The organism is Azospirillum sp. TSO35-2 (genome assembly GCF_003116095.1).
GTDB lineage: Bacteria > Pseudomonadota > Alphaproteobacteria > Azospirillales > Azospirillaceae > Azospirillum.
Genome location: NZ_LGRA01000004.1, coordinates 44219 through 69650, shown reverse-complemented (window position 1 = coordinate 69650; position 25432 = coordinate 44219). Strand labels below are relative to the sequence as shown.

The following is a 25432-nucleotide window of genomic DNA, read 5'->3' as shown; positions in this document are numbered from 1 at the left end:
TGCGGAATGGGTAAACAAAAACTTAATTGTAGCAGTGGCGGCATCGTTGCCAGCGATGGCGGAAATATCCCCCAGCCGGCCCCGCCGATCCGCCGGGCAAAGCCCGGCCGCGGCTTGCGGAGCTGCGGCGGTCCGGGGGCTTCCTGTTGCACGGCGTGGGGGACAAGCTTTACTGTCGGCCGCATCATGCAGGATCGGCTGTCCAAGGCACGGCCCCGTTCATCGAACCGGAGATCATCGCCGATGGCACCTTTGCCCAATGCCATTCCCAGTGCCACCCTTGCATCTCTCTTCCCAGGGATCGAACGCAACCTGCCGATCGAGATCAGCAGCCAGCTGTTCTCGTTCGGGGCACCGGAAATGCCCCTGTTCCTGCCCTACGAACAGGCCGTTCTGGCGGGAATCGTCCGTTTCACTGCGCCCCGCCACCTGCTGGAGTTCGGTACCGCGCAGGGACAGACCACCTTCGCACTGGCGGCGAACAGCCCGGCGGACGCCGAAGTCCATACCGTCGACATCGTGCAGTGGACGGACTACACCCGCAAATGCCTGCGTGGCGACGAGACGATCGGCGCCTTCTACCGCTCCTCTCCCCACGCGGGCAAGGTTCGGCAGATCTTCCGCCGGGTTCCGGATGAGGTTCCGGATGAAATCGCAGCCCTGCGCGGTCGTTACGATTACATTCACGTCGATGGCGATCACAGCTATGGCGGCGTCAGGACGGACACGGTGACCGCCCTGGAACTGGCGGCCCCCGGCGCGATCTTCACCTGGCACGACTTCTACACGTTCCCGGACTATGTGGCAGAACCGCCGGAACGGCGTGGCGTCTATCCTTATCTGAACGAACTGGCGCGATCCGGCGGCATCACGCTGCGCCACATCGTCGGCACGTATCTGGTCGTGGGCTGCCGCACATGGCCGCAGGACATGCCGGGCGTCCTGGTCCAGCCGGGAGAGCCGGAAGCGCCGTTCGGCCGGCGGAACCTGCGTCTGGCCGATACCGGATGGAAGCAGGGTGCCTCCTGATGCGCGATGCGACGCGGAGTTGAACGCCGTCCCGCCGAGGCTTCGCAGACGCGAAGCGTCAGCAAAATCAGTTCCGGGACGCTTCTTTCCGCTCTAGTATCGCAGTCGCCCTACCTCCAAGCGACATGACGTCGCCGTAAAAAGCGTGGCCATGAATGAATGTGCTCGGCCTATCCTTCGATTACCATGATGCCGCTGCGGCTCTTCTGGTGAATGGGACAATCGTCGCCGCGGCGCAGGAGGAAAGGTTCAGCCGCCGCAAGCATGACAAGGCCCTGCCGGAACAGGCCATCGCCTATTGCCTGAAGCAGGCTGGATTGCGCCCCGGCGATCTCGACACGGTCGTCTATTATGAACAGCCGCTGTTGAAGTTCGACCGGATCCTGCGTTCATCCCTGCGCCGGGGAAAGTCCGGCTTCGCATACCTGAAGGATACCGTCGCGGCATGGCTGCGGGACGACAAGTTCGAACCGCGCCGGCGGATCGCCGAATGCCTGAGCCTGCCTCTGGAGCGGGTCGTCTGCGTCCGCCACCATGAGTCGCACGCGGCGTCGGCTTTCTACTGTTCGCCCTTCGACGAGGCGACGGTCATCACGCTCGACGGGGTGGGGGAATACGAAACCGCAACGATCGGCGTCGGACGCGGCTCGGAACTCCGGACGCTGTCGACGATCCGGATGCCGCATTCCCTCGGCCTGTTCTACAGCGCCTTCACCGCCTATCTCGGGTTCGAAGTGAACGAGGGGGAATACAAGGTCATGGGCATGGCCGGCTTCGGCCAGCCCGATCGTCATGACGAGCTGCTGAGTCTGTTTTCGCTGAAGGACGATGGAACCTTCCTGCTCGACCAGCGCTTCTTCGAATTCACCGCCCCGAACGACCTTCCATACACTCCGGCGCTTCCCGCATGGCTCGGTCCGGCACGTCCCCCGGAAAGTCCGTTTGCGACAACGGAGGGCGAGGGGCTGGACGCCGCCGCCATTGAGAGTTGCCGCCGCTACGCCAATCTGGCCGCGAGCGTGCAGAAATGCACTGAAACGGTCATCCTGCACATGGTGAGCCGGGCGGTCGAACGCACCGGCATCCGCAATGTCTGCATGGCCGGCGGCGTGGCGCTCAATTCCCTTGCCAATGGGCGGATCATCCGCGAGCTGGGCCTGCCGCTTTACGTGCAGCCGGCGGCAGGCGATGCGGGGGGAGCGGTCGGCGCCGCGCTGTCGTATTACCATTCCGCTTCCGGCGGGAAGGGACGGCGGCCGCTGACCTCCGCCTTCCTCGGCCCGGCCTACACGCCGGATGAGATCGCGGCTGCGATCCGCGACAGCGGCTTCGAACAGGTCGAATGTTTCGACGATGACGACGCCCTGATTGACCGCACCGCCCGGCTTCTGGCCGACGGCTTGGTACTGGGCTGGTTCCAGGGGCGCTCGGAATGGGGGCCGCGGGCGCTGGGATGCCGCAGCATTCTGGCCGACCCCACCCGGCCCGACATGCAGCGCGCCGTCAACGAGCGAATCAAGTTTCGTGAGCCTTTCCGGCCGTTCGCGCCGGCGACGCCGGTGGATGACGCCCTGCGCTTCTTCGACATGCCACCTGTCGGCGGGGAGGTCGCGCCGGAATATTTCATGCTTGCCGTTCATCCGGTTCGCGCCGAGCAGCGCACGGCGATTCCGGCGGTGTCGCACGCCGACGGCACCGCCCGGGTGCAGGTCGTCAGCGCGCAGAGCAACCCGCTTTTCTTCGCTTTGCTGCAAGCGTTTGGGAAACGGACAGGAGTGCCGGTCCTGCTCAACACGTCGTTCAATCTGCGTGGCGAACCTGTGGTCGAGACGCCCGCGGATGCCCTGAAGACCTTCACCTTCAGCGGGATCGACGCGCTCGTGATGGGGCGAAGCATCGTCCATAAAAGCTTCACCCTCTGATCGCCGAGGAAGCCTGCATGTCCGTCGCCGTCATCCTGCCGCCCGACCACCGTTTCGACCCCCGCTGGCTTCTCCAGCCTTTGGAAGCGGTGCGGACATGTTTGGGCGAGCGTTTCGAGAACGTCGAGTTCCTGTGCGCTGCGGAACTGACGGACGCGTATCAACCTGTGTTGGGCGCCTGCGCGCGCGTAAGCCAGCTGACCCGTGAAAGCCCGGCGGCTTTCACCGAACTGTTCTTTATCCGTCTCGATCCGGGATATCCGGTGGAGCGCTATCACATCGCTTCCGAAACCACCGTCCACACGGTCGACCGCACGGGAGCCATTCGCCCCCATGGCCGCGCCCTCACGGAGGAGGAGGATCCGGGGACGAACGCGCACGTCTTCACCAGACTGGGGCCGCGGGACAACGAACATGCCTGGGCGTTCATCCATTTCCCCTGGGGGTATCTCTACCGCGATTCATCGTGGGGAGCGGTCGATGGCTTCGGACGCCGGATCGCCGCGGATCTGCCTGCCCTCGAAAAACGCGAGCGCACCCATAAGGTGGTCGCCTGTTACGGCGGCTCCGCAGCCTGGGGATGGGAATGTCTGCCGCATCAGGTCTGGACGGCGCTTCTGGAGGAGCGGCTGAACGCACGCAGCCGGAGCATGGGATCGCCGCTGCGCTTCACGGTGCTGAACTTCGCCGGGCCGGGCCATGTCGTTCTGCACCAGATGTTCACGCACATCCTGCACGCCCACCGCCTGAATCCCGACGTGGTGATAAGCTTCGACGGTGTCAACGATCTGTTCGACGGGCAGTTGTGCGACCCCTCCCTCGTCGGTCCCCATGACATCGTCTATCAGGAAACCCAGGAGCTCTGGGCGCAGATCCTCCACCAGTCCCATGGTCGCGCCCGGGTTTTCCCGCCGGAGACGAACGGTCCCTGGCGGGCGCTGAACCAGCCGATGACCGTGCTGCGTGCCTATGTCGCGCGCGCCCGCCAGTTCCGGCGGATGGCCGAAGGAATGGGCGCGCATTTTGTCTGGGGGGTCCAGCCCGTCGTCTCCAGCAAAGCGGCGCCGTCGCCGGAGTTCGAAAAGAATTATCTCGATCGGCATGCCGACCATCGCCTGGAAAGCATCCACGAGAACTGCCGCCGGATGCTCGACATCCTGTCGCGCGAAGCGACGGCGTCGGATCGTGAGGCGATGGTTGACCACCACGCCTTGTTCCGCCGTTTCGGGGCCGAGGACTGGCTGTTCTGGGACACCTGCCACCTGACTCCGGAAGGCAATGGCCGCGTTGCCGATTTCTTCGCCGAACATATGGCGACCCGCATCATTCCAATGTTGGAAGCGGACAGTTTGGAGAGGAACCGATGAACAGCGACGATTGCTCCGCCCGGGAGCGCGCCCACCTGCGTCGTTTGATCCGGCAGGCGTGGTCGGAGCGCCTGCCATTGACGTTCCTGTTCCTCGCCGTGGGGTATCCCTTTCTATGGCGGCTGGCGGTCCGCATGCGCCTCCAGGGAGAGGCGGGCAAGCCGGGTTCCCCCTTCGTCTATACGTTGCGCTAGCGTGAGATCGGTTCAAGCGACTCCGCTCGAACCGGGAATCGTACGGAAAACCCTGAACTCAGGGCCCGAAGCTCAGGGTTCGCCGGCCATTGCGCGAACTTCGTCGGGCGCGATGTTCCGGCGTCGCGCCGGAACGGGGGTGGTGCTTGACCCTTCCCTCGATCATCATGCACCTTGCGTCGTTGACAACCGCGGCGCAGGGGCTGGGAAAAACAAATGGCGGTCGATCGGTCAAACAATCTTGCCTCTGCATGCACAGTGCCTGCGACGATCGACATCGACGCGTGGCGGCGGCGAATTAAGGAAGACACCTTCTCCCATTATCATCTGGCGATGGGAGTGGCGTTGCGGAGGAATGGGGATGGCGCCTCGGCGATCGAACGGTTCCGGGCCGCCATTGCGATAATCCCCGGCCATGCACTGGCTTACTGGAATTGGGTCGGGATTCTGCGCGATGCCGGTCGGGCCGCCGAAGCCGAGGCGGTTCATCGGGAAGCGATCGCCGCCAATCCGCACTATCAGGTCGAGGCCCTGCACCTCGAAGGCAAGAGACTGGTTGAGGAGAGGGACTATCTCGCCGCTGCCGAACGGTTCCGCGAAGCCATCCGCAACGGATGGAACGTGGAAACGGTCCAGCGCGACCTGAGCGATGCGCTGCGGTGGCACGGGGTGATGGTCGCCGGACAAGGATCCGACGAGAAGGCGCTGCCGTTCCTTGAGGAAGCCAGCCAGTTGAACCCGACGGACGAGACGCTGGTCACCCTCAGCGACGCGCTGCTTCGTCTCGGGCGAAGCGACCGGGCGGTTGGGGCCTTGCGGCGGGCCCTTGAGGGCAACCCGTTGCTCGCAAGGGCGCATTACGCGCTGGGGCAGCAGCTCAACCAGCAGGCCGATTCCAATCCCGCCCCGTCGATGGCGAACGCCATCGCCGTCGATCCGGCCTTTTCGCCTCCCTACGACATGCTTTCGCAACTCTCGTTGCGGGACGGTCGGTTGCAGAATGCGGTGAGCCACGCCCGTCACGGCGTTCATCTCGACGGTTCCAACCCGATGTCGCATTTTCACCTGGGGGTGGCGCTGGTCGCTTCCGGCCGCCACGAAGAGGCGGAAGCGGTCAATGCCGAGTTGCGGAACAGGGTGCCGAAGGAGCGCTACCCCGTCGAACAGCACATCATGATCATGATCGGCAAGGGCGACACCCATCTGGCCCTGTCCGCCTTGGCGCCCCTGCTGGCGGCCACTCCCAACGATCCGATGGCATTGGGATGCAAAGGGCATTCGCTGTTCGGCCTCGGTCGCCGGGAGGAGGCGGAAACGGCGCTGCGGTCCGCAGTGGCGGCGAACCCCGACTCCGCATGGGCAAGGCTGTGCCTGGGATGGATGCTGCGCCGGACCGGCCGCGCCGAAGAGGCCGCCACGCATTTCCGGCGTGCCGTCGAGTTGCGCGGCCGCTGGGTTCTGTATGAAGCGCGGCTGTGTCCTTGGGTGGCGGAAGACGCGCTTGCGGCCTATCGGGAGTTGGGAGTTTCTTGATGCCGCGCGCCCTGCGGCTGGAATTGACCAATCATTGACGAATGCCGCCGATAATGCAGGCTCCCGACATATGGAAAGCGTTAAGCCAATGACCGAAACGGGCTTGCCGATGGACATGCAACCGGTCGATGAAAAAGGGGAGAAGCATTTGCTTCACCCCAACCTGGAAGACTTCCAGGACCCGCGCAAAATCTTTCATCATGCGGATCGCGTCTTTGAATTGTGGCGGGATGGCGACACCCGACCTGTTCACATGACCATCGGCCTGACCAATTACTGCAATCACAAATGCCCGTGGTGCTACATCAATTGGAATCAGGCGGGACGGGCCAGCGAGCGTTCCGGCGGTGAGCAGGCGGATGCCGGGCGGCGCGCCATCAACGCCGACTGGCGGCTGATCGAAGCGGTCGGAGAAGCCGCAGCCATCGGGCTGAAGGCCGTGACCATCGTCGGCGACGGCGAACCGACGCTGCACAAGCGCTTCGTGGAATTCCTGACGGCCCTGAAAGGATTCGGACTGGATGTCGGCATCTTCACGAATTTCAGCGCCGACCGTCCTGATGTGATCGAAGCCCTGGCCAAGCACTGCTTCTTTGTCCGCGGTTCGATCGACGCCGATTGTCCGGAACATCATCGCCTGACCCATGGCGCCGACGACTTCGAGCGCGTGATCGCCAACTTGCGCCATCTGATCGCTTTGCGTGGAACTGCGACCTACCCGATCATTGGCGTCCAATTCGTCACCAACCACTGGAACTATCGCGACCTGCCCCGTGCCGCGGCATTCTTCCGTGATCTCGGGGTCGATTACATGACGATCAAGCCGGCGTACAAGAACGCCCTCAATCCGGCACATCCGGAAAACGAACTGGATCCAAGGGCAGCCTTTCCTTTCATGAAGGAGGCGCAGGCATGCTCCACCGAAAAATTCAAAGTGTATGCAAAGTATACTCAATTTATCGAAGTTCTGGATTACGAAACGAACGATGGGCGTTTTTACAAAAAATGCATGGCGACTCCGCTTTCTCCTTATCTTGATGAGGATGGAAACGTTGAAATGTGCGGGAATCTAAAAGGCCGCAATTTCACGATGGGAAATATATATGAAAATTCTTTCCAAGAGATCTGGACGTCGGAAAGACGCAAGGATTGTCTGAAGCGGATCGACCTTCATGCCTGTCCGTCGGGTTGCAAACTCGATCCCCTGAACAAGACCTTGTGGACGGCATTCCATCCTCAAGAGGAAAAAACCCATCCGAACTTTGTTTGAGTTCAGCGTCGCGTCGCCAGGACCATCTCAATCACGAGACAATCCTGGCGAACTGCAAAGTGGCATGGCAGGAGCCGGAGAATATGACTTTTTGATCCAGTCCTGGAGTGTGATCGCTTCAGGCAGAATCGCTTGGAGAGTGAACCATGCGAGAAAATCAGAACTTGGAGTTCATCAAGTGATTATGCAAAGATATGATGAACTCTAGAGGGTGATTGATTGCCTTTCGTCTTGGGAAAATCTTCTGATTTTAATCGTTAAAAGGTAAATCCATGCCCCGTCTCGCCACCTCCTGCCCCATCTGCCTGCAAAGCAATTACCGAATCATATCGCAGTTGTTCCGCGATCAGGATTTTCCCGAACGATTCACCTATGTGCCAAACCGCAACCTTGTTTCCTGCCAGACTTGCGGGAACATCATGCGGTTCCCTGTCGAAATCTTCGACCAGAGCGAGATCAACCGCTTTGGTGGCGCATATTATGACCGGGTCGCCGCAATGGCCGACTGGTCGGAGACGGTGAACATCCACATCGATTACCAGGTGCACCATTACCAGAGGCTGCACGAAGTCCTGCATCGGATCGCCTCCCCGATGAGCCATCCGCAGTGGCTGGATGTGGGGTCGGCGGGATGCCCGACGGCCTACGATGACTTTCAGTTCCACACCGTCGAGCCCGACGCCCGGGTCGTCGCCGTCGGCCAACAGCGGTTCCGGGCCGACCGCATCCATTATGGCGTCATCGAAACCTTCACGGCGGTCCCCCGTCTGGACGGGATCGTATTTCACGACAGCTTCTATTGCATCCCGGACCCCAACGCGGCATTGGCGCGTGCACGCGAACTGTTGCGGGAAGACGGGTTGCTGGTGATCCGCATCGGCAGCCACTTCATGGAATGTCACGATTACGCCAACGATGAGCATCATCACCGGATTGAAGACATCTTCCGCGGCGACGTGATGTGGAATTATTTCAATCCCCTCAGCCTGAGTCACATCTGTGCCCGTCACGGCTTTGCTCTGGAGCAGGATCTGGTCATTTCTGACGTTTATTCAGACAGCAGAAGCTGGCGTTACTTCATCTTCAAGCGCCAAGCGGCGGCGGACTCATCGGTTTCCTTTGAAAGCATGCGGGCGCTCCAGGAGGGACGCTTGCAAATGCTGCTCAACGGTTTTGATGGAATCACTCAAACGACGCTCGACATGATCGACCGTCCGGACGTGGCCATGATCGGGGCCCGCGACCTGATCCGCGATCTGTGGCGCGGCCGGCCGCCCAAGGCCATGAGCCGGCACATCGACCTCAAGCACTATCCGATGGAACCTGCCTTCACCCTGGATGGCCTCAGCTATTGTCCGATGCCGATGCTGGCGGAAGCGCTGCGGCAGGGGGAGGTGCGGCATGTGGTCATCGCATCCTTCCGAGATGTTCCAACCGCCATCGGATTGGTCGTCCACCATGCGCCGTTGAACGGTGCGCGTCTTTACATTCCGACCCGCCGTTCCGGCATCGAACGGCTGATGGGCGAGTTCGACGGCGCATGGCGTCCGATCAAGGCCTTCGCGCTGATGGAGATCGAGATCGATCCCGAGGCACCGGGCGGATACCGCTTGATCGACGGCGGAGCGACGGTCCGAGAATTGAGGGCACCTGGAGCGTGACCGGTCCAGCCGGATCAGCCCTCGCTACCGAGGGCGTTCCGACGATAGCGGAATTGCGTCGGAACGACATTGGATGTCGATGTGCCACGCCGGCGGGCGACAAAGATGACGTCATGGCTGTTCCCAGGCGCACCCAGCTTGGCGTAAAGCGGATCGGGCTGGTGTTCGTAGCTGTTGAAGCTCCAATGCCGGTGGCGGTGCTGGTCACCGCTGAAATCATGCTCGACCACCGAGCACTCCAATATTTCAAAGTCGTTCGCCTGGTAATAATCAAAAAAGAAAGTTGGCGAAAATTGGTAGAATCCATGCTCCGGAACATTGTTCATCGGAGATGAATGAATAACGATTCCATCGTTTTTAATATAGTGAAAGGCATTTTCCAGAAAATTCGGAACATGGAAAATATGCTCCATCGTTCCGTTGTTGTACAGAACATCAAAGTATCCGACGTGCGATGAGGGTGGCGTAACGTTGAGATCCTGTTCGATCTCTGCTTCTTCGGATCTGTCGAAATCGATGGCCAGACACTCGGAGAAGCCCAGCAGGGCAGTCAGGCGCTTGTCGTTGATGATCCTGTCATCGGCATAGTCCGCGACGGCGACATTCGGGAACGAGCCGTGTTTTGATAGCAGCCGCTTTACCTGGCTGAAGGTGACTTCGCTTGGCCACAGCCGCCCGAGAAAGCCGATTCGCCCTCCCAATCGATGATCCTTTGTCAGGCGGGCAAGCAGATCGCAAGCGTAGGGGCCAAGAGGCATCTGTCTTCTTTCGAGGCTGTATCAGAGGTCGTTCTGCGGTCTGGCGTCAGCTTTTGCGAACCATGCCGGCAAAAAAGACATCGGCCTTGGAATAGTCGTTGGCGTCTTCGCGAATGATCGATTTATGGCGGCAATGGGTGCATCCACGGCATTCCGGGTTCATCCGTGCCGGATCGTTGACGCCGGCACGAAAGGCCTCCAGTGCGGAGCCGTTCCAAATTTCCTCAAGAGAGGACTCGGCAAGATTCCCGACCGGCTTGTACGACACGGGACATGGATAGACCGCGCCATCCGGCTGGACCGACAGACGGCGCCACGGCAGGAAGCAGGGCCGGTGTCCGAGGTCGCGCGTGGCCGCCTGGTTCTCCTCCATGCCGCCGCTCTGCAGGGCCATGCGTACGCCCTGTTCACGGGCATAGCGCAGGGCTTCCTTCGTCAGGCGAGCGAAGCGCTCCCGGTCTTTCAAAGGCATCCGGTCGACCATCTCCTCGCCATAGGCGATCAGTGCGGTCACCTGCACGCCCTCTTCCGCCTGATGCTCCTTGGCGAAATCGACGGCACGGGGAAGATCCTCCAGGGTGTCCAGCATGCCGACGGTGGAGATGCGCAGCATCGGGTAGCGGACACCGCGTTGGCGCTTCAACTCGTTGATGGCGCGCAGATTGGCCGTCACCTTGTCCAGGCGGTCCGCCCCCATATGGCGTGCATAGTCTTCGCGGTTGAAGCCGGTGACGGAAACGGTCAGCCACCGCAGCTTACCGACGATGGCCTCTATCGACTCCTCGGTGAAGAGAATGGCATTGGTCGAGAAATAAGTCTCGATATTGTATTCGGATATTCTGTTGAATATCTTGACGAAGTCTCTGCACGTAAGAGGTTCGTATTTGCTGAACAGCGTGACGGATTTCAAGTTCTTCAATATGGGGTCGATTTTCTCCATAAAATAATCATAGGAGATTTGGGAGCTGCTTGGGACGTCGAAGTAGCTGAGATGGCAGAACGAGCAGCGAAGATTGCACTTGCTGCTCAAGTCGATATCCATATGCAACGGCAAGGTCGAGGGCTTTATCTCGCCCAAGAGGCCTTCGGACATTTCTTCGTCAGTCATTGTTCGTATCCATTGCATATCGGCAGGGAAAAGCTGCCGCCAGCCGAAGGGGTCGTCCTGTTGTTCAGCGCCGAAGGAGACAGCGTCATGTGTCGGCCGTGACCGCCGCCCCTGCGTCGACATCCGCTTTCAGATAAGAAGGCCCACGATACAGCTTGTTGACGTGCGTGCGCAGCAGGAAGCGGCCCAATCCGTTGGTGCTGGTGCCATATTGGCGAATATAGGCTTCGATCAGTTGCCGCTGTTCGTCGGTGTGGCGGATGCGGATCCGATACCGCCGGCCGGTGTGGTCCGCGGGGTTGGCTTCAAACCGCCTCCCCATCAAGGCAACGAAGTCGAAGTCGAAAGTTTCAATGCTATCGAGGGCACCGTCCAGGAGGGCGTCCTTGCGCAGCAGGCTGAAACGCTTGAGCTGGGCAAGGTAATTCTCGGCCAGATCGCTCAGAGCGCCGGCATCCTCCAGAAGCCGGCGCCCGGTGGCGAAGGCGATGCGATGTAGGTCTTCCTGATATTGGAAGAATGCGATGGCTTTGTATTTGTAAAGTTCGCTGCTGCCCAGTTCCCCAGAAATGTAGCGGGCGATGATATCGGGCTGGGCGACGAAGCGCTCCAACTCCTCCTGCCTCTTCCAGAGCTTCTCATCGTTCTCGCGCATGTATCCGTCATAGATCGCCGCCAGACCGCTGTCGGGGGCAAAGGCGGCGGCATGCGTCTGCACAAGGAACTGCGATGTCGGAACGCCATGCAGATTGAGGAAGTTGCACAGTTCCCTGAAGACACCGCCATTGTGGAAGAGTTCAACGGACAGGTCGAGCGCCCGGCAGACAAGATAGTCTTCATAGGACAGGCTGTTTTGCGAAACGCAGATCTCCTCCATCTCGACGACGCCCACCTGCTCGCCGAGCATGTCATAAAAGCCGAAGCAGCGCGGCAGAACCCGGAAGCGGCCGACCAGGCCGAAGCGTTCGCGATAGGCGGCATCGGAGATCTCGGATCCCGGCAACATCATCGCCTGATACATCATCACGTCGTTGATGTTGGCATCGACCATGCTGGCGACGCTGCGGAAATGCGCTTCCCGGCTATCTCCCGGCAAACCGAGGATGATCTCGCAATAGCTGTTGGCGCCAGTTTCCTCGGCACTCTTGCCGACGGCGACGATCTGATCGAGCGAGATGTTCTTTCTCTTGACGTTCTCCAGAATCTTTTCATCGGCTGTCTGAATGGACACGGTCAGAACCATGGCACCATCCAGGATGCGCGCGGCCTCCAGAACCCGTTCCTTCTGGTTCTTGCCGGAAGAGTTGGCGACATACTTCGGCCACTTTCTCTCCTGCCGAAGGTCAGCCAGTATTCGGCAAATATCCAGATCTTCCCGATACATTCCAAAATTGGAGTCACTGAACAAAAGATCGGGAGTCTTCGCCCGATCGGCTATATAATACAGCTCCTCATGAAGTCTCTCAAAGCTATGTCTGCGCACCTTGTTGAAGTAAGTGCGACCTATTTCGCAAAAAGTGCATTGAAATGGACAGCCGCGAGCCATTTCGATCATTGGAATAAGCACGGGATCGAAAAATTTTTCAAGCAGGCCCAGAAGATAAGGAGACGGAATTTCGTCAAGCTCACTGATCCGCTCAAGCGCCTCGCCACGGACCACGGTGTCGCCTGCGATATAATGGACGCTGCCGATGGGCTCCCGCGCCTCCTTTATCGCCGCGACATTGAAGTCGGCAGCGATCAACCGCTCCAGCAACAGGGAGAACGCCCTTTCCCCTTCCAGCCAGACGTAAAAATCCACGGCAGGGTGGGCTTCCAACCAACGGCGCTGCTCTGATTCGTCGCCAGGATAGGTCGGCCCGCCAAAGACGATCACGGCTTCGGGGTTTTTCTTCTTGATGCGCTCCGCATAGCCATAGGACAACCGCGTGTTCCAGAGATAGTTGGAGAAGCACGCGATTTGCGGCACTCCCCTCTTCAAATATCCAGAAAAATCGTCCGGGTATTTGAAGATCTCGACATCGATCTCATCGCCAAATTTCTGCTTGGCATAGGCGGCGACCAAGGAAATGCCGTAAGGAAAGGTGTTGGCTGCAATCACCTGTCCTGTGTGCGTCAGATCGGCAAAACTTATCTTGATCGACATATCTCACCAACCCTGCTTATCGTCCTGGTTACGCACAATGGCATGGCGTGCTGCGGCAACAAACACCTGTTTCCAGGCAGCGGGAAAAGCGTTGCGGACACCCGAAAACTTCCCCCGCAGTCCGGACGCCGGACCGGCCCCGCGTCCGTGTCGGAAATCAGCCGGAAGCCTTGGCGCCATGTTTTGCAACCGCCTGCTCATAGAGTCCGATCAGCCGATGGATCTGCGTGTCCATCCCGAATTCGCGATTGAGGCGCCGGATATTGGCAACAGCGCTGTCATAATCGAAGCTTTTCAGACGCTCTGCGAGATTGGGGATTTCCGACGATGGGATCGAAAGCCCGACCCCCCATTCGTTGACCAGGCGTGCCATTTCATCGTACTCGGCATTGACGATGACGGGCAGGCCGGCCTCGAGATAGGTGAAGAACTTGGTACCGAATCCCCCGCGCATCTGGCCGGGGTTCAGACGCAGGATGGAAAGGTCCATGTCGCACAGGATCAGGCCAAAATCATAGCCCGCGATGACGCCCGGCAAACGATCGGGCAAAACGCCGTCGTGCAGACGATAGGAGGCGTACTCCCTCTCCAACTCGACAAAGGTCTGATAGGTCGGGTCGCCCTCGGCGATCGGGCGGTAGGGGCTGTGCCGGACTTCCAGCGCGAATCCCTGCTCCAGCAGCATCCTGAAGGTCTGGGGCTGGTTGGCTTCAGCATAAATCGTCCGCGGATGGTCGGCCGTCTGGGGCACCAGCCCTCCCGCATAGACCAGCCGGATCACCCCGTCGCGCTTTGACGGCTTGTCGTCGCGGTAGCGGACATACTCCGGGCAGACATAGCTGTGCATTTCGATGTTGAGCGGCAAATCGCCCCGCCGTCCGCCCCACGCCTTCACTTCTCGCGGGGGGAAGCGGTGCACGAGGCCATCGGCTTCGTCCAGGATCAGGGCCTCCATGGCCAGATCCAGATCGATGCGCGCCTCTCCCCACAATTCGGCGAGGACCTCACGGCTGCCATAGATCGAAGTCACGTCATAGAATTCGCAAACGACCGGCGTCTGCCCTCGATTGCGGAGGACTAGGCCGCCCAGGGCATAGCTGAGCATCCAGCATTGCACATGGAAGAGGGTGGGCCGCAATTGGCGCACGAGCCCGCGCATGATGCGGCCGCTGTTGCAGCCGTCGGCCACCCCGTCGAAGACGTCTTCGAAGAACGCCTTGATCGCCGGCGGCAGGTGGGCGGCGCAGATCAGATAGGTGCGGAAGCCGTTCCGCCGCAGATACAGCGATTCCCGCGAGATGACGAAATAGGGCGTGGTCGCCATGAAGACGACCGTGCGTGCCCCATCCGCGCGGTTGTTCGCCGCATCGATGAAGTCGCCGAAATCCCGTCGTGGGGATCGGGGATCCATCCGGAAAAAGCTTTCCAGCAGTCCCCGCTCCTCGGCGATCCTGCGGAAGCTCTCCAGTTCGCGCGATACGGCTTCGGCATCCCACGGGCCGGCGACCAGATCCTCGACCCGCCGGCGCAGGGCTTGCGCATCGTCGGGAGAAAGAAGCTGGGCAAGATCGTCGGCAACCGTCACCAGCGCCGGCGCATTCACGGAAACCTCAGCACCAGCCGGCCCCACCGTCGGACGAGGCAACCCGAACATCGTCCGATAGGCTTCATCGACCTCGACCGTCCAGGCTCCCGGGCGATCCGTCCACAATCCGGTCATGCAAGCCCCTCTCGATAGGTTGGGAAAAAGCCCGTTCCGCCCTCCGCAACCGGAGGAAGCGCGGTTCTACGGGCTTCCGTGGCACGCCGGTAGGCTTCCTGGTCATGCACATGGTGGACGATGTGATAGGGACAGGTCCCTTTGGAAAAACCCTGTTTGAAAAACACCAGCGAGGCCCGGCCGCCACCCAGATGCAGGTGCCGGTATCCCTGGTCATGAGCCCAGGACGCCACTTCGTGGATCATGAAATGGTTGGGATGCTTGCCCAGCGACCGCAGATCCGACGCGCTCAGGAAATAATCGAGCACATCGCCGTGGCGGAGGAAAATCGATGCCGCGGCAATGTCATCGCCATCGCGCACGACAAACAGAAGAATATCATCCCGCAGGTTTTCGAAAAGCCTGAGGAAATAAGAGTGCGGCAGGTTCAGATAGCCGGTCTGGTTATGCCGCTCCATCGTGCGGCGGTAGAGTTCCGCAAAGACATCGACCAGATTGTGCTCACGGTCGAGTTCCAGGCGCAGTCCAGCCGCCGAGGCCTTGCGAATGCAGTGGATGTAGCTTTCCCGGTAACCCTGCACCCGCTCCGCCTCGTCAACGCGGAGGTCCATCAGAACATTGTTCTGGTGCAGATACAGCCGGTCGAAGCACCCCTCCCCATGCCGGTGGTTCTGCAGCATGGGATGGAAACGGATGAATTCGGACACCACGCCGGTTTCGCGGCAATGGCTGGAGAAGGCGGCACGGAAATCCCGGATCAGGCCGGGCGCACGCTCATCCCCGGCATTATGGACATAGCCGCCATAACAGTAGGGCGTCACCAGATCATAGCGGCCGGCCCAGGACTCCCCGAGAAAGGACAACTCGGCCAGAGGCCGCCGGATGTATGGATAGAGCACGATCAGGTCATTCGCCTGATACTGGAAACACTCGGCCAAACCGTCCCCTTTTTCCTGGTAGATGCGGCTGAACCGGGGGTAATGCGTCAAATCCTTGTTGGGTATCCGTTCAAGGCCGGCCGACCACGCGGCCGTATCGTCCAGCGTATGGATGCTCACCCGCTCCATCGCCGTCCCCTAGCGCTTCGACAACAGATGACGGCCGAGCATGAGCGCATCCATTCCCGACGTCGCATAGGTTCGGATGGCATCGGCCGGCGATTCGACGATCGGTTCCCCATTCAGGTTGAATGAGGTGTTGACGAGGACCGGAACCCCGGTCAATGCACCGAAAGCCGAAATCAGGTCATGGAAAAGGGGTTGGACGCTCCGTTCGACCGTCTGCACACGCCCGCTTCCATCGGCATGGACAACAGCCGGAATGTCCTGCCGCCGCTCGGCCCTGATCGGCAGCACCTTTTCCATGAAGGGAACACGGGCTCCGGCCGGCGCCTCGAAGAACCGGCCAACATCCTCCGCCCGTACCGCCGGCGCGAACGGGCGAAACCCTTCGCGGAATTTCACGGCGGAATTGAGCCTGTCCTTCATGTCCGGGTCGCGCGGGGAGGCCAGGATCGATCGCCCGCCCAGTGCGCGCTGCCCGAACTCCATTCGGCCCTGAAACCATCCGACGATTTTTCCGGCCGCCAGCAGATCCGCGGCGGTCGCGGCAGGGTCGTCGATCCGGGTCGCCGCCAAGCCGCAGCGCTCGATGGCACCGGCGATCGCCTCATCATCGTAGGAACCGCCAAGAAACGGCGTGAGCGTCTGGTTGCGAACCGGGTCGCCCGCGCGTTGGGCGGCCCACAACGCCGCTCCGATGCTGTTCCCGCTGTCATCCGGTGAAAAGGGCACGAAAACGTCGTCGAACGGTCCGTCCAGCGACAGGCGGCCATTGAACAGGGAATTCATGGCGACGCCGCCGGACAGGCAAAGCCGGGGACAGCCGGTCTCCTTGCGCAACCAGTCCAACGCCCAGCGCAGAACCTCCTCCAGCCGGGCCTGGGCGGCGGCGGCGATGTCGAAATGGCGCTGTTCCATCGCCTCGCCGCTGTGCCGGGGCCGCCCCAGAAGCCGGTGCGCCGCCGGTGTCAGATATCCGGGCGTGTCAAAGTTGAAGTGATCGAAATAGTCCAGATCGAGGTGGAATCCTCCATCCGGGACCAACCGGATCATGCTTTCCATCGCCGTGCGGTAAGGCTCCGGGTCGCCATAGGCCGCCGCCCCCATCACCTTCCATTCGTCCAGGTCCGGCCGGAATCCGAGGAACTCCGTGATCGCCGAATAGAAGCCGCCCACCGAATGAGGAAATTCGATCCTCTTGAGGATGCGGATGTCGGTGCCGCGTCCCACGGCCCATACGGTCGTGTCCCGCTCACCATAGCCGTCGCACGAGAACAGCGCCGATTCCTCGAACCCCGAAAGGCAATAGGCGCCCGTCATGTGGGCCAGATGATGGGAGACGTATGTCAGTTGAACCGGTTTGCCATCTTCGCGATGGAAGATCTGATCGGTGGCGACATGGGGCGCCCCACCCAACCGCGGCAGCAGATGATTGGGGTTGGCGGAAAACCGTTCCCCCGGATAGGCAGGCCATTCGGAGAAGCCGGCACGATAGCGCCCCGCCACGTTGATCGCCGGATTCCAGCCTATGGCGAAGACATCGACATCAGCCAGCGTCAATCCCTGCCAGTCCAATGCCTTCCCGATCGCCTGATGAGGAAAATACTTGGAGTGCTTGCGTCGATCGAGGCGCTCCTCGGCACACCCGAAAGCGAGCTTTCCATCGACCACCAACGCGGCCGAACTCAATATTCCGGTGTTGTGAATGCCAATGACGATCAACGCTTTCTCCTCGTGCCGTCCCAGTCCAGGCGCCGTGCCGGGGAAGGGCCGTGGCGAAACGTTATCCGACCTTCGCGCGCAAGTGTTCAAGGATTCTTAATTCACGCGGCGACGCCGGCACGCCCCCGGCCCGAAGGAGCGGGCCGGCGCCGGAACGGAGACTTGGCATTAGGAATTGCTTAGCCTTTCGCCGCCAGGATCCCCCTGTTGCGGACGTTGCTTGCCTGTCGGATCAACTCAAGATGGAGCTTGACACCTTGTCTTTCCCGGATGACTTCTGGAGCGTGGTCAGGCCGTTGCTCAGCTCCGACCACGCGCGCCAGACACTGGAACTGGCCGATGAGGTGGAGGAGTATTTTGGCGGTCCGCGCGACATAGGCATCGCCCGGCAGTTTATCCGAAACCACCTGCCGCCCGGCCGCATCTACGTCTACGGCGCCGGGCTGCACTCGGAAAACATCGTCGACATCCTGACCCACCGCGATGACCTGGAAGTCCTGGGCTTCCTCGATCGCGACGCCGACCGGCTGAAGACGTTCCACGGCTATGAGGTTCTCGCGCCTGAGCGGATCGTGGAGCTGGATTTCGACTATGTCCTGATTTCCTACCAGCGGATCGAAGCCACGATGGTCGACCGGTTGCGGCAGTTGGGCGTGCCGGCCGCCAAAATCCATACGATCTACTCCGATCCCGGTTTCATAGCCACGGCCGTCGCTGAACAGTTCTCCAGAATCGAAAGGCGTCTCGATGGCCGGCGATTTGATCACGTCATCGTGCGTTCAGGCATTCACGAGGTCGTCCCGGACTCGGTGCTGGTTGAATTGTTTCCTCCTGAAACCACGTTGGTCATCCACATTGGCCCGGCCAAATCGACGGTCGCCATCAGTCCGTTCTGGACCATCGACGCTCAGGGATGCGCGGCCTTGGCCGCCCGCATCGTAAAGGCGTTGCGCCCCAAGACCGTCTATCTGAGCACCGCCCAGGAATTCGAGCTCTTCTATTTTCCGATTCGTCGCGCCGTCCCGGACACACAGCTGATCCACGAGATTTATGACTTCTTCCCGCTGATTCCGGAAGACTGGATCAAACTGGGAATCAACGCCAGCGACAGGCTGATCGAGTTGATGCGGCTGTCCAATTACTTCAGCTGCCGGTATTCTCAGATGATCGTCTCCAAGCGCGCCGGACGCGAATGGAACAGGGCATGCGAGAGCTTCTACTCCCCCTATCTGTTCGTTTATCCGGGGATCGGGTCCAAAGGAAGCGTGGATTGGGATGAATCGACGCGCGAAAGCCCTGGAGATGGCCCGGTCCACATCCTCTATGCCGGGGCTCAAGTCCCGCCTCATTTCCATATTTATATGCGGTCGGATTACAATTTCCTTCCTCTCATGGAAGAAATAACCCAGAAGTCAAATGTCACCATCGATATTTTCAATTCAAGCCATGCCTACGAGATAAATGATCCCACCTTCCGCAACTATATGGAGCGCTATCCCAGCCCGCCGATGACCTACCATCGGCGCATTCCATTCGACAATTTGATCCACCGGATGCAGAAATACCACTTCGGCTGGCTCTGCCTTCCTCCGCGCGAGCAGGATTTGGCCGATCAGCAGGTGGTGATCTGCAACCGCTTCAGCGCCTATGTCTATGGAGGGTTGCCAACGATCGTCGATGCCGAATGGCATTTCATCGCCGATCTGGTCGCGGAGTACGGGGCCGGCTTGGTGGTGGAGGACGCCGATCCCGACAAGGTGCTGCGCGCCATCCGGGAGTGCGACTACCAAGCTCTGCTGCGTGGAACCGTGCGGCTGCGCGAACATATGTGGCGACACAATGAGATGACCAAAGAGTTGCTTTGCCAGCTTGTCGACAAAGCGGGCAACAATCCTTCAAGAGAAATGACCCTATAATTGATAGGTCTTATGCGGTTCACTCACGATGTCCCGAGTACGCATCGCAAAGCTTGGCGCTGGTTCTGGACATGAGATAGAGCACGTGTTAAAAAATTCCGATCATTCGAGTCGCTTTTGCAAAGATTTTGGTGTGGTCCTGCAGCAGGCAACAACCGAATCATTGTAAGAATGTTATATCTGTTGGCGGAAGAGGTGGGACGCGAACATCGTCGAAGGTGCGATGGGCGTCAACGCTAGGAGGCTTCAAGACCATGAGGGTACTAATCGTTGCGCCGAAGTTCACGGAGTCTCCCGGAGACTTCTATCAATTCCCTCTCGGCCTCGGCTACATTTCCTCGGCCTTGAAGCGGGCGGGTCATGAGGTTCATTGCTTGAATTGCAACCAGTTCCGTGAGGATCCGGTGATGCTGGTCGAGCAGACGGTCCGCGCCATCAACCCCGACGTCTGCGCCACCGGCGGCCTGTCGCCTTTCCTGCCAAAGGTCCGGGACATCTTTGCCGCCGCCCGCCGCGCGAAGCCCACCATCATCAACATCGCCGGCGGCGGTTGCCTGAGCAGCGACCCCGAAGCCGGCCCGATGGTGATGGACATCGATGCCGGCGTCATCGGCGAAGGCGAGGAGACCATCGTTGATCTGTGCGACGCCCTGGAAACCGGACGGGATCTGTCCGGCGTCATGGGAATCGTCTATAAGGACGCGCAAGGCACCGCCCGCCGCACCATCCCGCGCCCGGCAATCATGGATCTGGGAAGCGTGGCTTGGCCGGATTACGAAGGCTTCGGCTTCGGCGAGATCATCGACCTTCAACGCCCCACGGACAATTACTTCTTCCACACCATGGACCGTCCACGCTCCGTGGACATGATCACCAGCCGTTCCTGCCCTTACCGCTGCACCTTTTGCTTCCACCCCACCGGCAAGGTTTACCGGGAGCGTCCCCTCGACGACTTCTTCGCGGAACTTGATCATCTGGTGGCCCGATACCGCATCAACATGGTCGCGGTGATCGACGAGCTGTTCTCGCTCAAGCGTCAACGACTTCTGGAATTCTGTGAACGGATCAAGCCCTACAAGCTGCAATGGATGGTCCAGCTCCATGTGAATGTCGCAGACAATTATATTCTCGATGCGATGAAGGATGCCGGCTGCACGTATATCAGCTACGGCATCGAGAGCATGAGCCAAGACATCCTCATAAGCATGAAGAAGAAGTCGAAAAAGGAGCGAATTTCCCTGGTGATGGAGTCCACCTACAATAAGAAGATCGGAATCCAGGGGAACCTTATTTTTGGCGACACCAACGAAACGCTGGAAACCGCCAATGAATCTCTCGATTGGTGGGCAAACAATCGGCATTACATGGTCAACATCAACCGCCTCCAGGTCTATCCTGGAAGCCCCGATTACATCGAAGCGGTGCGCGACGGCCTGATCACCAACCGCGTTGGATATATTGAGAGCCAGTTCGTCGATCTGAACATCTCGAAGATGAACGACGAGGATCTCAGCATCCTGTCGACGAAGATATGGACCGCGCAATCCTCGCTCCTCAACCTTGTCAAGGCCACCATCTTCGAGAAGGAACCGGAACCCGATCCGATTCGCAAGGAGTTGCATCGCATTGCTTGGGACTGCCCGCGATGCCAGCATCACAACGATTATCGGGGCGTCCTGCTCAACGCGTCCGAGTTCAAGAATTCCTTGCGCCTGACCTGCCGCGGTTGCCTGAGCCGTTTCGACATCGAGAACGCAAATCGCGTCAAGTTCGAAGATCATTACGTGCTCGCCGAACTCGACGGGCTCTTCGCCCAGGCGAAATCCCTCATTGATGCCGGGGACCAGAAGGCGGCCGTGGCGGCCCTGCAGCAGATCATCACGCGCGGCTCCTGGTACTGGCCGGCCCAGACCGAGCTGGGGCGCCATTACGCTGCGGCCGGCGACCGCCCGATGGCGGTCCGCCATTACGGAGCGGCCGTTCAGGAGAACCCCTACGAACCGCAATGCCATGTGCTCTTCGCCGACCTGATGGTTCAGGAACGGTCGATCGGTCTGGCCCTGCTGCACTATCGGCAAGCGCTTCTGCTCGACCCGGAAAATGCCGAAGCCGCGCGCAAGCTTGCCGCGCTGGAAGCCGAGGGTTGGACCGAGAAGGAATACGCCACCTATTGCACCTCCTACTCAGAAACTCCGCCGCCACGCCGTCTGGAGAACGAGGTCAGCGGGTGTGGCGGCAAGCGCAAGGGAGAGACCGAGTTCCCGGACATCGCCGCGCTGGAGGTGAAGGCTCTGCAGAAAAGGCATGAGAACGGCGACTATACGGTTCACCGTTATCCCGGCGGGCATCTGTCCCATCCCAAGGCCGCACAGCACGACGAGGCCTCCGCCATCGACTTCGTCTGCACCAGCCTTCCCGCCGGCCGCATCATGGTGTATGGCGCGGGAACGCACACGGCGCGGTTGATGGATGCCTTGGCACAGCAGAGGCCCGACGTCTCCGTAACCACGGTGCTCGACCGGAACGCCTCCCTCACCGGCGAATTCCGGGGCTGCGCCCTGCGTCCGCCCAATTGGGCCGTGACCGGCGAGGCGGATTGGATCGTCGTGGCTCACCCGCTTTGGGAAATGGACATGATCGAAGTCCTGCTCAGCCATGGAATGGCGACAGAAAAGCTGTTCTCCGTCTATTCCAATCCCGATTTCGCCGCCTACACCAGCAAGGCCAAGGAAAGGCTTTCAGCCTGACCCGTGACAAGGAGACATGACGAAGCCCAGACGGCGATGCGGGTCCTGATCGTAACAGCAGAAGTCGGGGAGGGTTCAGGAGGGCCGTTCCACGCAACCCACTCGAACATCGGGCTTCTGGCCTGCGCCCTGAAGGGGGCCGGGCACCGGGTTTTCTGTCTCGACCTTGGGCATGAGGCCGACGCTTCGGAGATGGTGGCGCGGACGGTCCGCGCCACGATGCCCGACGTCTGCGCCATCGCCGCCCGGCTGCCGCCGTTTCTCACCCGGACAGTCTTCCGGGCGGCTCGGCAGGTCAGGCCCGACATCGTTGGCATCGCTTGCTCCGACGACGTCCGGACAGGCGCTCCGGACCCTGACGGGGCGGACATCAAGATCGTCGGCGTGGGTGAGGAGGCCATTGTCGAGGTCTGCGACGCCTTGGTCCAGAACCAGAGCCCAGCAGGCGTCATGGGCATCGTCTACAGGGACGGGAATGGCGGGATCCGGCGCACGCCGCCACGCCCGACAGTCACCCGTCTGAAATACGAAAGCGGGGCGCAGGGAGCATCGGAAGCCGGCGAGGATCTGATCGGCCTGGACGCCCATGTCCATCAAACCGTGACCGCTCAATGGGCGCCACGCGACGAACAGGCAGCCCTGCGCTTCGTGCAGGACCATCTTCCGGCCGGCCGGATCATGATCTATGGAGCCGGCACCCACACGGCGCGCTTGCTCGATGTCCTCGCCAGCCGGGTCGACATCACGATCCTGGCCGTGCTCGACCGCAACGCTTCCGGCACGGGAACGTTCTGCCGCCACCCGCTGCAGCCCCCCCGCTCAGCGCTGCAGGCCGATGTGGACCATGTCGTCGTTGCCCATCCGGTCTGGGAAATGGACATGGTCGAGGCATTGCTGCGCCACGGCGTGCCATTGGATCGGCTATTCCAGGTCTATTCCAGCCCCGCCTATCTCGCCCAGGTGCTCGCCCCGTCCATCGACACCGCGCTTGCCGCACTGGATGGCGGGGTCCGCAATCTGGTCATCGGATCGGCGAAATGGGGCATCGTTTCGGACGCCGAACTGGCCGAAGCGCTTCCCCCCGGCCAAACAGCCAAGCTGCATTTCGACCCCACCGACCCCTTCGTCGCCAGCCGGACCTACCGCACCGTCGACCTTCGGCATTCCTATGGCTTGCTGGACGCCGTGATCCGACATGTCCGCCCGGCGACCATCTATCTGCGGACCCACGTCGGAAGCAACCTGCTGGGCTACGTCATCCGCCGCATGGCTCCGCAAGCCCGCCTGATCCATGAGTTGTACGATTTCGCCAGCCTGCTGAGCGACCAGATGCTTTTCGGCTGGATGGAGCGGTCGCCGGAAGCGATCGCCGCATGCAGAGCAGCCGAACAGCACAGCATGCATCACAGCGACCTGATCGTTTCCAAGCGTGCCGGTCCGTCCTGGCAGCCGTTTCTTGAGCGGTTCACCGCGCCATACCGCATCTTCTATGCCGGCCAAGCACCCCAGCCACCATCACGGCTCCCCCCTTCGCCGGGACGTCCCATCCGCATACTCTATGCCGGCATTCTGCCGAGGCCGGAGCTTTTGGACGTCAGCCTCTGCGACTACAACTTCCTTCCCCTGCTGGAAGCGCTCGCGGCGACCGGCCGCTTCGAGATTGCGCTCTACAACTATCTTCATGAGGGGAGCGCGATGGACCATCTGTTCCGTGGCTATATGGAACGCTTTTCCAGCCCCGCTCTGCGCTATCATCGCTGCGTCGCCTATGAGGCGTTGATCGAACTGACCGGTCAATTCGATTATGGCTGGCTTTACCGCGATGCCACGCAGGAGGACAATCCGGACGCCCGCATCATCGTCGGTCAGCGTTTCACCGGCTATGTCTTCGCCGGCTTACCACAGATCCTGGATGAGGGCTGGGAAAGCATGGCCGATCTGGTCCGACGCTACGGCGCGGGCCTCGTCGTCTCGCATGCGGATCGAAACCGGCTTGCCGACATCATAACCACCGCCGATCACACAGCGCTGGTGGCCGGTGCCAAGCGTCTGCGGAGCGCGATGATCGAGCATAATCGGACCGTACTGGATGATATCGCCGGACTCGCCGCACCAACGGAGAGGAACGGCAACAAGAGACACCCCTGACCGCCGGACATCACACCGCCAGCACCGGCCAGCCCTCCGGCAAATCCACCACCTGCGGCTCCGGCATCGGCCCCAGCTCGGCCACCATCGCCCCCCAGGACCAGCCGACGCCGAACCCGGCCATCAGCGTCTTCACCGGCCCGGCCGCCAGTTGGGCGCCCAGGCTGTGGCAGATCGCCAGTGGAATGGAGGCGGAGCTGGTGTTGCCGAAGCCCTGCATGTCGATGACGAACTTCTCCGTCGGCGCCTTGATGCGCTTGCGCAGATGCTCCAGCATGAAGGCGTTGGCCTGGTGCAGGACGAAGCGGTCGATACCGTCGACGTCGGTGCCGGCGTGCTCCATCGCCTCGCGCAGCAGCGGCGGCACGGCGCGCAGCGTGAAGGAGAACACCTCCGCCCCGTTCAGCGTCAGGCGGGAATCGCGCTCCAACTGAGCAGCGGCCTCCTCGTCGGCGATCCGGCCGGCGGTGCCGACCGGCGGGATCAGGCAATGCCGCTTGCCGCCGGCCTTGACGAAGATGTGCGGGGCGCCGGCGCCGTCGGTGCCGATCACCAACGGGATGGACGGCGCCGCCGCATCGACCTCCAGCGCGGTGGCGGAGCCGGCGTCGCCGAACAGCGGCAGGGTGGCTCGGTCCTCCGGGTGCAGGTGGCGGGTGGCGTTGTCGCCGCACAGCACCAGCGCCCGTCTGGCCGTCGACCCGCCCAGCAGCTTCGCCGCGATCCACAGGCCGTAGACATAGCCCGAGCAGCCCAGCGGCACGTCGAAGGCCGCCGCGCTGGTCGGCAACCCCAGCCGGTGCTGCATGATGCAGGCGGTGGCCGGCAGCACGTAATCGGCGTCCTGCGAGACGAAGACCAGCACCTCCACCGTCGCCGGGTCCCAGTCCAGCTGCTTCATCAGCCCTTCCGCCGCGGCGACGCAAAGGTCGGACGCGCAATAGGGCGGCGGCAGCACGCGACGCTCCTGGACACCGATGGTGGCGGCCAGCTTCTTCGTCTCCTCCACGGTGAAGATGCCGGGGTCCTCGACGAAGGAATGGCGCTGGGGCGGCACCACCGCGCGCAGACCGGCGATCCGGATGCCGTCGATGATGGCTTTCATGGCTTGTCCTGTCCTTCGCATGTTC

The 25432-nt window shown here is 61.0% G+C and carries 17 protein-coding genes; 10 read left to right on the top strand and 7 right to left on the bottom strand.

The features are described from left to right. Positions 1-243 precede the first annotated feature (243 nt). The 7 genes from TSO352_RS00910 (at position 244) to TSO352_RS00880 (ending at position 8976) form a co-directional block, all read left to right on the top strand. Positions 244-1029, top strand: coding sequence for a class I SAM-dependent methyltransferase (locus tag TSO352_RS00910; RefSeq protein ID WP_158284496.1), 786 nt, complete (start codon positions 244-246; stop codon positions 1027-1029). A 155-nt stretch (positions 1030-1184) separates the two neighbouring features. After that, on the top strand, positions 1185-2951 hold the full coding sequence (locus TSO352_RS00905; protein ID WP_109105524.1) for a carbamoyltransferase N-terminal domain-containing protein: 1767 nt from the start codon (positions 1185-1187) through the stop codon (positions 2949-2951). A 17-nt stretch (positions 2952-2968) separates the two neighbouring features. Then, positions 2969-4318 carry an SGNH/GDSL hydrolase family protein gene (locus TSO352_RS00900; protein ID WP_109105523.1) on the top strand — a complete coding sequence of 450 codons (1350 nt, stop codon included), beginning with the start codon at positions 2969-2971 and terminating at the stop codon, positions 4316-4318. Then, positions 4315-4512 (top strand): hypothetical protein, encoded by a 198-nt coding sequence (locus tag TSO352_RS00895; RefSeq protein ID WP_109105522.1) that lies wholly within the window; start codon positions 4315-4317, stop codon positions 4510-4512. Before TSO352_RS00900 ends, TSO352_RS00895 begins: the two co-directional genes overlap by 4 nt. A 216-nt stretch (positions 4513-4728) precedes the next feature. Further along, positions 4729-6045, top strand: coding sequence for a tetratricopeptide repeat protein (locus tag TSO352_RS00890; protein ID WP_109105521.1), 1317 nt, complete (start codon positions 4729-4731; stop codon positions 6043-6045). Positions 6046-6133: 88 nt separating this feature from the next. Next, positions 6134-7315 (top strand): radical SAM protein, encoded by a 1182-nt coding sequence (locus tag TSO352_RS00885; RefSeq protein ID WP_158284495.1) that lies wholly within the window; start codon positions 6134-6136, stop codon positions 7313-7315. Positions 7316-7587: 272 nt separating this feature from the next. Next, positions 7588-8976 (top strand): class I SAM-dependent methyltransferase, encoded by a 1389-nt coding sequence (locus TSO352_RS00880; RefSeq protein WP_146210680.1) that lies wholly within the window; start codon positions 7588-7590, stop codon positions 8974-8976. 14 nt (positions 8977-8990) lie between these two features. On the opposite strand, the gene TSO352_RS00875 is transcribed toward TSO352_RS00880, so the two are convergent. The 6 genes from TSO352_RS00875 to TSO352_RS00850 form a co-directional block, all read right to left on the bottom strand. Continuing rightward, positions 8991-9734, bottom strand: a complete 744-nt coding sequence (locus tag TSO352_RS00875; protein WP_146210679.1) for a hypothetical protein — start codon at positions 9732-9734, stop codon at positions 8991-8993. A gap of 46 nt (positions 9735-9780) precedes the next feature. Then, positions 9781-10842 (bottom strand): radical SAM protein, encoded by a 1062-nt coding sequence (locus tag TSO352_RS00870; protein ID WP_158284494.1) that lies wholly within the window; start codon positions 10840-10842, stop codon positions 9781-9783. 85 nt (positions 10843-10927) lie between these two features. Continuing rightward, entirely contained in the window at positions 10928-12988 is a 2061-nt protein-coding gene (locus TSO352_RS00865) for a radical SAM protein (RefSeq protein WP_109105516.1), read from the bottom strand. 157 nt (positions 12989-13145) lie between these two features. Continuing rightward, positions 13146-14708, bottom strand: a complete 1563-nt coding sequence (locus tag TSO352_RS00860) for a glycosyltransferase family 4 protein (RefSeq protein WP_146210678.1) — start codon at positions 14706-14708, stop codon at positions 13146-13148. Continuing rightward, positions 14705-15775 carry a GNAT family N-acetyltransferase gene (locus tag TSO352_RS00855; protein ID WP_109105514.1) on the bottom strand — a complete coding sequence of 357 codons (1071 nt, stop codon included), beginning with the start codon at positions 15773-15775 and terminating at the stop codon, positions 14705-14707. The genes TSO352_RS00860 and TSO352_RS00855 overlap by 4 nt, the downstream gene beginning before the upstream one ends. A gap of 9 nt (positions 15776-15784) precedes the next feature. Next, positions 15785-17491, bottom strand: coding sequence for a carbamoyltransferase C-terminal domain-containing protein (locus TSO352_RS00850; RefSeq protein WP_158284493.1), 1707 nt, complete (start codon positions 17489-17491; stop codon positions 15785-15787). Positions 17492-17733: 242 nt separating this feature from the next. On the opposite strand from TSO352_RS00850, the gene TSO352_RS00845 reads away from it, so the two are divergent. The 3 genes from TSO352_RS00845 (at position 17734) to TSO352_RS00835 (ending at position 24302) form a co-directional block, all read left to right on the top strand. Beyond that, complete coding sequence (locus tag TSO352_RS00845; protein ID WP_109105512.1) at positions 17734-19407, top strand: hypothetical protein; 1674 nt, start codon at positions 17734-17736, stop codon at positions 19405-19407. Between the two features lie 254 nt (positions 19408-19661). Beyond that, on the top strand, positions 19662-22154 hold the full coding sequence (locus tag TSO352_RS00840) for a radical SAM protein (RefSeq protein ID WP_109105511.1): 2493 nt from the start codon (positions 19662-19664) through the stop codon (positions 22152-22154). A gap of 36 nt (positions 22155-22190) precedes the next feature. Beyond that, positions 22191-24302: a hypothetical protein gene (locus tag TSO352_RS00835; protein ID WP_146210677.1), complete on the top strand. Its 2112-nt coding sequence runs from the start codon at positions 22191-22193 to the stop codon at positions 24300-24302. Between the two features lie 10 nt (positions 24303-24312). Here TSO352_RS00835 and TSO352_RS00830 read toward each other — a convergent pair whose 3' ends face one another. Continuing rightward, complete coding sequence (locus tag TSO352_RS00830; RefSeq protein WP_109105509.1) at positions 24313-25407, bottom strand: ketoacyl-ACP synthase III; 1095 nt, start codon at positions 25405-25407, stop codon at positions 24313-24315. Between the last annotated feature and the right edge of the window lie 25 nt (positions 25408-25432).